An 11903-nucleotide genomic window follows, 5' to 3' on the forward strand; every position below is an offset into this window, starting at 1 on the left:
TATGCAAATGAAAAGAAAGCGAATAGTTGTAAAGGAAGGTTCTGCGTGTCCAAGTTAACGGCAATATGATTACGCTGCAAATGTACGTATGTACTACGAAAAAAGCGGATCATTGCTGACCCGCTCTTTAACATTCCAGTTATTCTGCTGTTTTAAATCTCCACGCTGCCGACATTTTCAAATATCAACTCTCCATGTGTGTTGAGTTCCATCATGATTACAGCATCTTTCGCAACCTGTCCGCTCAGGATTCCTTTGGACAATTCGTTCAGGATTTTGCGTTGCAGGACTCTTTTTAAAGGACGTGCCCCAAATGCAGGGTCGAAACCATCCTCTCCCAATTTGGTCAAAGCTTCATCCGTGGCGTCAAGCGTAATGCCTTGTTCAAGCAACAGCTTTTGAATACCCTTAAACTGAATGTCTACGATCTTGCGGATATTTTTCATAGACAGTGGCTCAAACAGAACAATTTCGTCGATCCGGTTCAAAAACTCCGGTCTTACCGATGCTTTCAACAGGTCGAGTACGGCCTGCTTTGCTTCTTCTACGATTAGCGTATGGTTCCAGCCTTCGTCCTCGGCATATTTTTCCTGGATAATGTGGCTTCCAATGTTTGAGGTCATGATGATGATCGTATTTTTGAAATTGGCAACACGACCTTTGTTGTCCGTTAGACGTCCCTCATCCAGCACCTGCAAAAGTATGTTCCATACATCGGGATGTGCCTTTTCTATTTCGTCCAGCAAAATGACGCTGTACGGCTTCCTGCGAACTGCCTCGGTCAATTGGCCACCTTCATCATAGCCCACATATCCCGGAGGTGCTCCCACCAGGCGGCTTACTGCATGGCGCTCCTGGTACTCACTCATGTCAATGCGTACCATGGCGTTTTCATCATTGAAAAGATACTCGGCCAGCGTTTTGGCTAATTCGGTTTTTCCCACACCGGTCGGACCAAGGAAAAGGAAACTGCCGATCGGACGTTTGGCATCCTGTAGGCCTGCCCTGCTCCTCCGAACCGCGTCTGACACCATTTCGATAGCCTCATCCTGCCCTGCAACACGTTGGTGCAGGTGATCTTCCAATTGTAAAAGTTTTTCCCGGTCGCTCTGAAGCATCTTGCTCACCGGAATTCCGGTCCACTTAGCTACTACTTCCGCAATTTCCTCGGGACCGATTTCCTCCTGCATCAGGCTTTCTGTTGTGCCTGCTTTCTGGAGCTCCTCGAGTTTACTGCTCACCTCCGGGATGCGTCCATAGCGGAGCTCGGCCACTTTGCCAAAATCACCGGCACGTTCAGCTTGTTCCGCTTCCAGGCGCAGCTGTTCGGTCTGTTCCTTTAAAGAGCGGATCTCATTGACTTTGCCTTTTTCATTTTCCCATTGTGCTTTCAGCGTATTTCTGTCTTCACTCAGGTCGGCTATTTCTTTATTCAAAACCGTTTCCTTCTCTTTATTATTTTCACGGCGAATGGCCTCCCGTTCAATTTCGAGCTGCATGATTCTTCGGTTCAGCTCATCCAGTTCTTCTGGTACGCTGTCCATCTCCAGCCGCAGCTTCGAGGCTGCTTCGTCCATCAGGTCAATGGCTTTGTCGGGAAGGAACCTTTCGCTGATGTAACGGTTTGAAAGCTCTACGGCTGCAATAACCGCGTCGTCCTGAATTCTTACACCATGGTGCAATTCATATTTTTCCTTAATACCGCGAAGGATACTGATGGCATCCGGAATGTTGGGCTCGTCCACCATAACAGCCTGAAACCGACGTTCTAGAGCCTTGTCCTTTTCCATGTACTTCTGATATTCTTTCAGAGTAGTTGCTCCAATTGCATGCAATTCACCACGCGCCAGGGCGGGTTTGAGCAGGTTTGCAGCATCCATCGCACTTTCGCCACCGCCTCCTGCCCCGATCAGGGTGTGGATTTCGTCAATAAAAAGTACAATTTCGCCGTCCGAATCGGTTACCTCCTTGATCACCGCTTTCAAGCGTTCCTCAAACTCCCCTTTGTACTTTGCACCCGCTATCAGCAAGCCCATATCCAGGGATACGATTATCTTCGATTTAAGATTTTCAGGAACGTCGCCCTGAACAATTCTTTGTGCTAAGCCTTCCACAATAGCCGTTTTTCCAACACCCGGTTCTCCGAGAAGAATAGGGTTGTTTTTGGTACGGCGACTTAATATCTGCAGTACCCGACGGATTTCTTCATCCCTGCCGATCACCGGGTCTATTTTTCCGGCCTTGGCCAGGTCATTTAAATTTTTGCTGTATCGTTCCAGGGACCGATATTTTGCTTCTGCGTTTTGATCTTTCACGGGGTTGTTTTTTCCTCTAAGTTCTTTTATTGCGTTAATCAGTCCTTTTTCGCTGAAACCAATTTCTTTCAACATGGTGGCAGTGGAATCCTTACCACTCTGAATCCCTAAAATCAGGAGTTCTATACTGATAAATTCATCGCCAAATTCTTTTAAAAAATGCTGTGCTTTGGCACTCGCGGCAGCCATTTCGTTGCCCAGATAGGGTTGCCCCCCGCTAACGCGCGGATAGGAGTCAAGGATTTTCTGAAGTCTGGTATTCAGTAATTCGGGTGTTACGCCAAGTTGTTTCAGAAGGAATAATGACGTGTCCGGATCCTCCTCCAGTATTGATTTTAAAACGTGGCCCGTTTCAATCGCTTGTTGCTGATTCCCTTGAGCCATCTGCGCAGCATGCTGGATAATTTCCTGCGCCTTGATTGTATATTGGTTAAAGTTCATGGCGTTTGTTTGTCAGTTGATACATTGAGTTACAAGCAGTTCATTAAAATTTACATACCAAATGAAAAACCGGAAATTTTGACCGGAAATTTGATAATGTTTTAACTTTTATGCCGATTCGGCAGTGTTTAGATGCCGTTTTCGCAGGTAGACGGATGCAGGGCAGTAGCGCAGGATTAGGTCAATGACTTTTTTTCTCTATTCTTTTATGAATCTGAAGTGTTTCACTTAACGCCGCAGATCCATACCAAAGAAGAAATTCGACGGCCAAAAGGTCTGAATTTATAGCGGGATCAATGGCTACTAGTTCCCTGGCTTCTTCTACTGAGGTGGCGTTTAGAATAAATATTCCCCGGTATTTGTCGTTTTTGAAAAATGGGCCGGCTACAACAAGTTTACCAGCATCCGCCAGCCGGCTAATATTGGCCATGTGCCCCGCGAAAAGGCTGTCGGATTTGGCTTTCGAAAGATGGGTTGCGGTTCCTGTTTTAAGAAAAACCATGACATATTTTTTCATGCCATAGTCATCTGCTTTCAGTTTTTTGGCCAGGGTTGAATCGTAAACGGATGTGGTAGATTGTGCCTGAAGTAGTCCGGCCCCCAAAATAGGGAGCACAATTAGTTGCGTGAAACGTAAAATTTTTCCCATGGTGTTTTTTGGGTTTTTGCATTTGAACCTTCTGTTTATCAGTATATTTCCGGCAATACTTGCTGCGATTGAAGTTACAACTTTATTTGAATATAATTCAGTACGCGTTGCGTTTACGACAACTTTGAAATTACAAAATCGGACAAATAAAAAAGCCGTTTCAAATCACTTGAAACGGCTTTTTTATTTGTTTTGCGTTTACAGACCTTCCTGTGTTTTTAGTAGATCTGTTAAGTCTTCACGTCTCCTGATTAGCCGGGCCTTGTGCTTATCTACCAATACCTCGGCCGGCCTGAAACGGGCATTGTAATTGGAACTCATCGTGAAGCCGTAAGCGCCGGCATTTAAAAACGCCAGAATATTTCCGGCACTTACCTCAGGGAGCAGCCGGTCGGTTGCAAACGTGTCGGTTTCGCATATGTATCCTACTACATTGTACAGTTTTTCATTCCCGGCCGGACTTGAAACATTTAAAATGTGGTGGTAAGAGCCATACATCATGGGTCTGATCAGGTGATTCAAGCCTGAATCCACATGCACAAAGTTGCGTGCAGGATCTTCCTTCACCACGGTAGCCGTTACGAGAAGATATCCGGACTCACTTACCAGAAATTTGCCCGGTTCGAACCATAATTGCAGTGATCGGCCATATTCGGAGCAGAATTTAGCGAAGCGTTCCGAAATTTTGCTCCCTAGTAATTTCATGTCGGTGATGGCGTCGCCTGGTAAGTACGAAACCTTGAAACCACCGCCTAAATCAATAATTTCCAGGTCAGGAAACCGTTTGGCTGTTTCAAACAAAATGTCCGCTACCTGTAGAAAAGGTTCGGCGTCTTTGATATCGGAGCCGGTGTGCTGATGGAGGCCAATTACCCTAATGTTATATTTCTCCACAATGGCCAATATATCTTCAAGGAGCAGCACCGAAATCCCAAATTTGGAGTCCGCATGTGCAGTCATAATTTTCACGTTCCCGCCTGCGGCCACATTGGGTTTGATACGTATGAGACAAGGCTTCGTATTTCCGTAAGTCTGGCCGAACCATTCCAGTAAGGGAAGGCTGTCTACGTTTACCAGTGCACCTGCTTCTACCGCATCTTTCACTTCGGCGAAAGGAACGCCACTGGGTGTGAAAGTGATTTGTTGGCCTTCGAATCCGGCTATTTTTCCCATCTCAAATTCTCCGGGAGAAACAACATCCAACTCGACACCTATTTCTCGCAACAGACGTAAAATAGATAGATTGGTGTTGGCCTTACAGGCGAATTTAATCTTCATGTCGACACCTGAAAACGCTTCTTTGAGTTCGGCTACTTTTCTGCGGATTGTATCGCCGTCATAGACATAAAGTGGGCTTCCATAATCAGCAATCAGTTGAGCAGGAGCTATTCCCTGAATTGAATAGGTGTTTTCTGAGGTAAGTTGCATTGCAAAGAATGGTATATAAGAAGAGCCTTGTTACGGCTCATTGGGTTAGTTATTCGAAGCTTAATTTAGATTTATCGGCAATATTTATCCAGGCAGACAGCCATTTCCTGTTGCACGGCGTGTGCTTCTTTTTTGGCCGTCGCGGCAAAATCCAGACCGTCGGAAGCGTATATAATTGCTCTGGATGAGTTGACGAGCAGGCCACAGGATTTATTCATACCATATCTGGAAACTTCTTCCAGGTCACCACCTTGTGCACCAACGCCGGGCACCAGCAGAAAATGATCGGGGGCAATGGCTCGAATGGCTTGAAAATCACCGGGATGGGTTGCTCCGACGACATACATCATTCTGTCGGGGCCGGCCCAGTTTTGCGAAGTCCTTAAAACAGCTTCGAACAATGCTCCTTTATCGGTTTCAAGACGCTGGAAATCATTGCTCCCGGAATTGGATGTCAGGCCCAGCAGGATAACCCATTTGTTTTCAAATTCCAGAAAAGGAAGTACGGAGTCGCTTCCCATATATGGAGCAACGGTAACAGAATCGAAATCAAGACCTGATGATGATGGATCAAAGAAAGTTCGCGCATACAGTCCCGATGTGTTGCCTATGTCCCCTCGTTTGGCGTCTGCAATGGTAAAGTGCGTATCAGGAATATATTCCAGCGTTTTTTGCAAACTTTCCCATCCTTTTGCACCCATTGCTTCATAAAACGCAATGTTAGGCTTATAGGCCACACAATATGCCTCAGTGGCGTCAATGATTTGCCTGTTGAATTCAAAAACGGGATCGGCTTCTTTCAGCAAATGCGAGGGGATTTTACGAATATCTGTGTCCAGCCCCACACAGAGGTAAGATTTTTTACGGGAAATGTGCTCAAAGAGGTCCTTGTAAGTCATAATTATCGAAATATTGCGCCGAAATTACAACGTCTGCAAATAGATTCATAAATTTGCAGTCAGATTAAAAGGGAATTTACCGTTAATAAAAAATATAAAAAGCGCCTATGCGGGTTCGAGAAACGTCCATTTCAGGTTTGGTTGAGATTTTTCCACGCGTTTTTGAAGACGATCGGGGATTTTTTTTTGAATCCTATAATGAAGAGCTATTCAGAAATTTGGGACTGCCAACAAATTTTGTTCAGGATAACCAGTCGTTTTCCAAAAAAGGCGTAGTGAGAGGTCTGCATTTTCAGAATGCTCCTTTTGCTCAGGGAAAGCTTGTAAGGGTTATTTCCGGCTGCGTTTTAGATGTAGCAGTGGATATTCGACCTGAGTCGCCCACGTTTGGCAAACATGAGATCTTTTTGCTGAGAAGTGATATAAATAACATGGCATACATCCCCGAGGGCTTTGCGCATGGTTTTGCTGCTCTGGAAGACAGCGTCTTTAGTTACAAGTGTACCAATCTTTACAGTAAGATTTCAGAATCTGGAATACTTTGGAATGACGCTGAGCTGGGTATCGACTGGGGCGTTGAAAATCCGATTGTGTCGGAAAAGGATTTGGTTCTGCCAACCTTAAAACAGCTTTTTGAGAAACAGGATTTGTAAATTATTTCGTGGGTTATTACTTGGATTAACCTCAAGTTAGTTTACTTCTCAAACAATTCTTCGAGTGCTTTAGAAGCCACTTTTCGGGCTGAATTTGGATTCTGGCCGGTGATGAGGCGTTCATCCATTTCTATAAATTCAATGAAAGGGATCATTGATTTTGTATAATGGGCGCCTCTTTCTTTCAGTTTATCTTCAAGATAAAACGGCACTTCACTCACAAAGCTCATAAGTGCTTCTTCCACATTGGAGAAGCCGGTGACATATTTTTCCTGAATAAGATAGCTGCCATCCGACAGTTTTACATTCAACAGGCCGCAAACACCGTGGCAAACGGCCGATACTGTGCCGTAGTTTTCGTAAACAATACGCGTAATTTCCTGCAGCTGCTCATTATCGGTAAGGTCCCACATGGCTCCATGGCCACCAGCATAATACACAAGCCGGTAATCCCGCGGGTGGATTTCGGAGGGTGTAAGTGAATTTTCAATTTTGTTCAGAAAGGTGGCGTCGCTTAAATATTTCTGATTTACTTCATCTTTGAGGTCATGGCTGCGCTCATCTATCGGGATTTTCCCTCCAAGTGGGCTTACAATGTCAATCAAAACCTTCCGCTTGTTCATGACATCGTAAAAATGGGTTAACTCGCTTAGCCACAATCCGGTTTTGCCGGATTTGTTCGGGTAGGTATCGTGATTGGTACAAATGATCAGCGCTTTCATAGGCTTCAGGGTTTAGTCCGGAAGTTGGTTTTGAACAACTTTGGGGTTGAGCACATCTGATGAACCCCGGACTGCAGGTTCTGCACGCAACACCAATGATGTAGAAAGATAATATAAAACCTTTGAATTCCCTGTCGATAACAAAACGTTTAGCAGTTACGGTAGCAGATCGGGCCTGGCGGATCTAAGACAATAACTGGTTTTTATAAGCGAAGGCCACAGCGGCGGCGGTGGTTTTCGTGCCTGTTTTCTCTAATACACGAAGCCGGTGGCCCTCAACGGTACGTACACTGATAAAGAGCTTGTTGCCGATTTCGGACGTGGATAAGCCGTCACAGATGAGTTGAAGTATTTCTTTTTCCCTCGATGAAAGTGCCACATTACTCGCGTTAGGGAAAAATGGATGTTTATTCGGCGTCCTGTTAACCATTTTTCGATGCATGGCTTTTGACACAAAGTCGTTGTAGTAAAAGCCTTCCTCTGCCACCCGGCGAATCGCTTTTTCTACCTCATCAGGGCTTGTATCTTTCAACAGATAGCCCTGGACGCCTTTTTCGAGCATGTGAATGACAAAACGGTCTTCATTGTACATGGTCACCACGATGACTTTGATGTCCGGATAGCGTTCGAAGGCGGCTTCTGTTGCCTGTACGCCGTCCATCACAGGCATCTGAAGATCCATGAAAATAATGTCAGGTGTATTTTCCGAAAGTTTATCCAGGAGTTCCTGTCCATTTGCCGCTTCGAGGACAAACTCGAAATCGGGAATTCCGCTCAGCATGGAAATAAACCCTTTGCGGAATAGTTCGTGATCATCCGCGATACCTAGCTTTAGCATGTGTTTTTGTTTATAGGTTTACCCGTTCGCGACGGAAGGGGTGTAGGGGTTCCGGTTTTTTGTCCGATACTGCAACCAGCGGTATCTGGGCAAAAGCGCTGGAACCACCGCCTTCCGGTTTTTCATAGATGACGTGCCCATCGACAATGGCCAATCGGCTTTCGATACCAAGAAGTCCGAGTCCTGCAAGATTATTCTCTTTGATTGTCTCCGGGTCAAAGCCCACCCCGTTGTCGGCTACAATCAGGCCAATTATCTTATTGTTCATTTGTAAATCAATGTCGATTTTGGTCCCATTGGCATGTTTAATGGAGTTGTTGACCAATTCCTGCATGATTCTGTAAATGGTCAGCTCCGTCTTTTGGCCCAGCCTGGGAAATTCTTCCACGTTGCAGCGGAAGGATAATTTTACCTGGCTGTTTTCTTCCAGCTTGTGAACAAATTCCTCGATAGCTTCTGCAAGGCCAAACCTCTCGAGCGTAGTGGGGACGAGATCTCGGGTAATTCGCCTTACATGAAGAATCGTCTCCTCTACAAGGGACTGCGACTTTCGCATGATCTGATCTTCTTTTTCGCCTGCCTCGCCAATAATCTTGCTCAACTGATTGAGACTTAATTTCGTGAGAGACAACATGGTGCCAATATCATCATGCAAATCCTGGGCAATCCGCCTTCGTTCTGTTTCTTCCGAATTGAGGGCGGTATCCAATAACATGCGTGTATAGTTCTTTTCTATTTCATTGAGTTTTTTCTCTTCTTCAAAACGTCTCTTCTGATAGTACATCACAAAGGATATCACAAAAAATGCCATTACCAGCATAGCCATGGTAGCAATAAGTAATGCCCATTTTAATTGTTCACTGTCTTGCATAATGACGTGCTGAAAAGACCCAAATTCCTACACTAAATAATATGGCAATTACGATTTCGAAAATATACGGCATGCGATCCAGAAAACCAATATCCAGCCATTGTTCCCATTTCATAGCATAATGCAAAGCAGGCGCTATAAATATAAGACTGGAATAGTAAACCAAAAGCCCCGAGCAGACCCAAAAAAATGGAAATGTGAGCAAACTTGGGATTTTCAATGACCTGATCAATTCATAAAAATATAGCAAAGTCCAAAATATCATGAGCAACGACTCGACGGTCATTGAATACAGGACAGCCCGGTGCTCATGTAGGTTGTATAAGTTGGGATTACAATACAAAATATCTCCAACTGTGAAAATGGTAAATGCCAGCGTTACGGGGATAATGCACTTTTTGATAAAGGGATTCTCGTATTTATAAAAGAACATGCCACTCAATAATGGGTATCGAAATATGACCGTAAGGTTCAGTAACAACATGTTGTTCATCCTGTTGGCAGCACAGTGAAACATGTAAAGGTCAATAGTTAATTTAAAGGCAAGATAAATAAGTAATAATCTGATAGACGGGTCAACGTAAGCTTTTTTACAAACAATTAGCGTCAGGGGTAATAATGTGATTATTACGGCGAAGCTGGATAATTTATCATACTGAACGTAAAAAAGGTACCTTTCAAGCATTTAAGCAGGATGTTAATTTTCGTCTTCGTTTACCGGTGGGGCACAGTGTCTGGGGCACATTGGTCCATTAGCCAGTGCCGCCCCTCCGCCTGCCATGTCCTTCAAGCCCATTACATTGTTGCTGGTGAGATCTCTTCCATAAGCGTCTACCGGTACGATGACCAGTCTGGATGTTTTCTTTCCTTTCCCTTCCGCCGTGATTTGGGTTTTGCTTTTGGAGTGATCTTCCCACTGCGAGCCGTAGTATACCCGGAAACCTACGCAAGTATCCTTATATTGTTCCATAAGCTGATTGAATTTTTTTATACCAAAAAATTCAGCTTCAATGTAGTTTTCTGTAACGCTGGCCATTAATTCCTTTTTTCGCGATTGATGACCTTTTTTTAAAGCCTCAGCTGCCGATGAAAGAATGATTTCACCTTCATTGCCATCAAACATTGGTTTGCGATCTGCCATAAGAGTTCAGTTGGGTTAGTATTAAAATGATTGGCGTAAAATTATGCGGAACTAAAATGATTCGCAACAATCCGGCGATTTATTGATTAAACGGTATCAGGTATATAATTGGTTGATTATTAGAATATTGTGTGGTTTTCACAGGCGAGTGCGTTTGTGAAAATGGTTGTAAATTGGGCTTGGAAGCGTGTCGGCAATCAATGGATATCATCGTTTTCGGACTTTTTAGTTGAGGGTTAAATATGTTTGGTTGGTGGCCGGAATGCCGGCAGGCTATTGCGATAGATATTTAAAATTTCTACAAGCGGTTAAAATTTGTTTTACTTTGTCAGCCAGGAAAATAAGAATCTATGAAACCGACTGTTGTGATTGAATACTGTCCAAAATGTGGCTGGCTGCTTCGCGCGGCGTGGATGGCTCAGGAATTGCTAACCACCTTTACCGAGGACCTGCGGGGAGTGAGCCTCGTTCCTTCGGAAGTTGCGGGCCGGTACACCATTCATTTAGGCGATTCGTTGCTGTGGGATCGAAAGCGGGAAGGGCGCTTTCCCGAGCCAAAAGAAATCAAAAAGCTGATTCGTGATCTGATTGACCCGGAACGAAATCTTGGTCACAACGATCGATAGCATGGGTGAGGAAAAATATCCCGCTTCATACGTATAATGGGTGCAGTGGAGAAGTTAAATCACATTTAGGTGACATTGTGGCCGAATCGGGATTTTGTCCATGTCTTTTTGTCCTAATGTCTTATTTTGCTAAATCTTTTAAGTTTCCCAAATATGGTATAACCTTCTGAAAGTAAGGTTTTTATGCAATCAATTCGACGTCCTACTTGTTCAGTGAAAATTAGCCAATAAATCTCTGGTACGTAGTTTTTCGTTTATTCAGAAAAATTGTGAACCTAATTTGTTTGAAAGCCATGGGACATAAAATTAAGATACCGAAAGAAATGTTGATGCATATAGATTTTAATAACACTATCAACGGTGGATATAGCGAGGCGGCGGTGCATCAGAAGCGAGAGGAAAATGGGTATGAGGTCACGGTGAGCATCCCTGGTATTGAAGCCGATGATCTTCAATTAGAAATCGTAGGTGGCAAAATGTCCCTTTTTCATCTTCTGCCTATATTTTCTCACAATGAGGATCAGGAAGAACAATGGAAAACCATACGATTCATCAGTACGATTCTAATACCCGGCGATGTAGATCAGGATCATATCTCAGCGCGTTACGATGATGATGCCCGTAGGTTGATTATTAATCTGCCATTCAATCAACAGCAGGACGACTCTCGCCGAAAGGTGGAAATAGAACGTTGGTAAACTGGTTATGTGTCAAAAATGAAGGGATCTGAAACTTGCCAAGTTTCAGATTTTTTTGTTTTAAGGGCTATTGGGTGGCATAGTCCCTGATGGAGTGTGTTAATATTTTCTGCTAAATTATCTATTTGCAAGAGATAATATTAAAAAATCGTAAACCTTCCCGGCAAAGCAGGAATTGGCATTTGCAATTCGTAGTTTCGTGGTAATAACATTTTCCCATACCTCCATATCAACGTTATGAAAACATCGAACATTTTTGCTTACATCGAACTCTCGAAACTGGTAGAAGAGCTGAACAGAGCAGGGTCGTCAGAGAAGTTGAAAGAAAAATTAAAAGCACAGTCGGCTTACTTTAACATTCTTGAACCAAGATACTTTTCCGATGCACTGGTTCACGAGTGGGAAAAGATTCTCGCATTTACGAAGCAGAAGGGGGCAAAGGTTGACGAAGAGGGTAGGGTGGTCTCCAACGCCATACCAAACACCATTGAAAGTTTAACGATAATGGAGTGTCAGATCCTTGTAGAGCAGGTGTATTCTTTATATGAAAAATTAAAGAACGAAATTCTATAACTTCAATAAAGGACCTGTGTCTTTATACGCAGGTCCTTTATCCATCACA

At 44.0% G+C, this 11903-nt stretch carries 13 protein-coding genes; 4 read left to right on the plus strand and 9 right to left on the minus strand.

Annotation, left to right across the window (positions count from 1 at the left end; all coding sequences use genetic code 11):
- Positions 1–152 precede the first annotated feature (152 nt).
- The 4 genes from clpB to pyrF all read right to left on the minus strand — a co-directional run bounded on the left by clpB (position 153) and on the right by pyrF (position 5732).
- Positions 153–2756, minus strand: coding sequence for an ATP-dependent chaperone ClpB (clpB, locus tag DYADSP32_RS24715; RefSeq protein WP_149240259.1), 2604 nt, complete (start codon positions 2754–2756; stop codon positions 153–155).
- A 181-nt stretch (positions 2757–2937) separates the two neighbouring features.
- Positions 2938–3405, minus strand: a complete 468-nt coding sequence (locus DYADSP32_RS24720) for a YciI family protein (protein WP_149240258.1) — start codon at positions 3403–3405, stop codon at positions 2938–2940.
- Between the two features lie 198 nt (positions 3406–3603).
- Entirely contained in the window at positions 3604–4833 is a 1230-nt protein-coding gene (lysA, locus tag DYADSP32_RS24725; RefSeq protein WP_149240257.1) for a diaminopimelate decarboxylase, read from the minus strand.
- A gap of 71 nt (positions 4834–4904) precedes the next feature.
- The gene (pyrF, locus tag DYADSP32_RS24730; protein WP_149240256.1) at positions 4905–5732 is read right to left on the minus strand and encodes an orotidine-5'-phosphate decarboxylase; all 828 of its coding nucleotides are present in this window, start codon (positions 5730–5732) and stop codon (positions 4905–4907) included.
- 107 nt (positions 5733–5839) lie between these two features.
- On the opposite strand from pyrF, the gene rfbC reads away from it, so the two are divergent.
- Complete coding sequence (rfbC, locus tag DYADSP32_RS24735) at positions 5840–6385, plus strand: dTDP-4-dehydrorhamnose 3,5-epimerase (RefSeq protein ID WP_149240255.1); 546 nt, start codon at positions 5840–5842, stop codon at positions 6383–6385.
- A gap of 41 nt (positions 6386–6426) precedes the next feature.
- On the opposite strand, the gene DYADSP32_RS24740 is transcribed toward rfbC, so the two are convergent.
- The 5 genes from DYADSP32_RS24740 to DYADSP32_RS24760 all read right to left on the minus strand — a co-directional run bounded on the left by DYADSP32_RS24740 (position 6427) and on the right by DYADSP32_RS24760 (position 9957).
- On the minus strand, positions 6427–7107 hold the full coding sequence (locus DYADSP32_RS24740; RefSeq protein WP_149240254.1) for a type 1 glutamine amidotransferase domain-containing protein: 681 nt from the start codon (positions 7105–7107) through the stop codon (positions 6427–6429).
- A gap of 184 nt (positions 7108–7291) precedes the next feature.
- Entirely contained in the window at positions 7292–7945 is a 654-nt protein-coding gene (locus DYADSP32_RS24745) for a response regulator transcription factor (protein WP_149240253.1), read from the minus strand.
- A gap of 10 nt (positions 7946–7955) precedes the next feature.
- Positions 7956–8816 carry a sensor histidine kinase gene (locus DYADSP32_RS24750; RefSeq protein WP_149240252.1) on the minus strand — a complete coding sequence of 287 codons (861 nt, stop codon included), beginning with the start codon at positions 8814–8816 and terminating at the stop codon, positions 7956–7958.
- Positions 8803–9333, minus strand: a complete 531-nt coding sequence (locus DYADSP32_RS24755) for a hypothetical protein (RefSeq protein WP_414618035.1) — start codon at positions 9331–9333, stop codon at positions 8803–8805. Before DYADSP32_RS24755 ends, DYADSP32_RS24750 begins: the two co-directional genes overlap by 14 nt.
- Before the next feature lie 180 nt (positions 9334–9513).
- Entirely contained in the window at positions 9514–9957 is a 444-nt protein-coding gene (locus DYADSP32_RS24760; RefSeq protein WP_149240250.1) for a hypothetical protein, read from the minus strand.
- A gap of 350 nt (positions 9958–10307) precedes the next feature.
- Here DYADSP32_RS24760 and DYADSP32_RS24765 point away from each other — a divergent pair, with 350 nt between their 5' ends.
- The 3 genes from DYADSP32_RS24765 to DYADSP32_RS24775 all read left to right on the plus strand — a co-directional run bounded on the left by DYADSP32_RS24765 (position 10308) and on the right by DYADSP32_RS24775 (position 11854).
- Positions 10308–10583 (plus strand): SelT/SelW/SelH family protein, encoded by a 276-nt coding sequence (locus DYADSP32_RS24765; RefSeq protein WP_149240249.1) that lies wholly within the window; start codon positions 10308–10310, stop codon positions 10581–10583.
- 293 nt (positions 10584–10876) lie between these two features.
- Entirely contained in the window at positions 10877–11281 is a 405-nt protein-coding gene (locus DYADSP32_RS24770; RefSeq protein WP_149240248.1) for an Hsp20/alpha crystallin family protein, read from the plus strand.
- A gap of 237 nt (positions 11282–11518) precedes the next feature.
- Positions 11519–11854, plus strand: coding sequence for a hypothetical protein (locus tag DYADSP32_RS24775; protein ID WP_149240247.1), 336 nt, complete (start codon positions 11519–11521; stop codon positions 11852–11854).
- The last annotated feature ends 49 nt before the right edge of the window (positions 11855–11903 follow it).

The organism is Dyadobacter sp. 32, from assembly GCF_902506755.1.
Classification (GTDB): Bacteria; Bacteroidota; Bacteroidia; order Cytophagales; family Spirosomataceae; genus Dyadobacter.

What these genes read in the sequence shown, in the direction of transcription:
- clpB (WP_149240259.1), bottom strand. Translation starts at nt 2,756, where the DNA reads ATGAACTTTAACCAATATACAATCAAGGCGCAGGAAATTATCCAGCAT.
- DYADSP32_RS24720 (WP_149240258.1), bottom strand. Translation starts at nt 3,405, where the DNA reads ATGGGAAAAATTTTACGTTTCACGCAACTAATTGTGCTCCCTATTTTG.
- lysA (WP_149240257.1), bottom strand. Translation starts at nt 4,833, where the DNA reads ATGCAACTTACCTCAGAAAACACCTATTCAATTCAGGGAATAGCTCCT.
- pyrF (WP_149240256.1), bottom strand. Translation starts at nt 5,732, where the DNA reads ATGACTTACAAGGACCTCTTTGAGCACATTTCCCGTAAAAAATCTTAC.
- rfbC (WP_149240255.1), top strand. Translation starts at nt 5,840, where the DNA reads ATGCGGGTTCGAGAAACGTCCATTTCAGGTTTGGTTGAGATTTTTCCA.
- DYADSP32_RS24740 (WP_149240254.1), bottom strand. Translation starts at nt 7,107, where the DNA reads ATGAAAGCGCTGATCATTTGTACCAATCACGATACCTACCCGAACAAA.
- DYADSP32_RS24745 (WP_149240253.1), bottom strand. Translation starts at nt 7,945, where the DNA reads ATGCTAAAGCTAGGTATCGCGGATGATCACGAACTATTCCGCAAAGGG.
- DYADSP32_RS24750 (WP_149240252.1), bottom strand. Translation starts at nt 8,816, where the DNA reads ATGCAAGACAGTGAACAATTAAAATGGGCATTACTTATTGCTACCATG.
- DYADSP32_RS24755 (WP_414618035.1), bottom strand. Translation starts at nt 9,333, where the DNA reads ATGTTTCACTGTGCTGCCAACAGGATGAACAACATGTTGTTACTGAAC.
- DYADSP32_RS24760 (WP_149240250.1), bottom strand. Translation starts at nt 9,957, where the DNA reads ATGGCAGATCGCAAACCAATGTTTGATGGCAATGAAGGTGAAATCATT.
- DYADSP32_RS24765 (WP_149240249.1), top strand. Translation starts at nt 10,308, where the DNA reads ATGAAACCGACTGTTGTGATTGAATACTGTCCAAAATGTGGCTGGCTG.
- DYADSP32_RS24770 (WP_149240248.1), top strand. Translation starts at nt 10,877, where the DNA reads ATGGGACATAAAATTAAGATACCGAAAGAAATGTTGATGCATATAGAT.
- DYADSP32_RS24775 (WP_149240247.1), top strand. Translation starts at nt 11,519, where the DNA reads ATGAAAACATCGAACATTTTTGCTTACATCGAACTCTCGAAACTGGTA.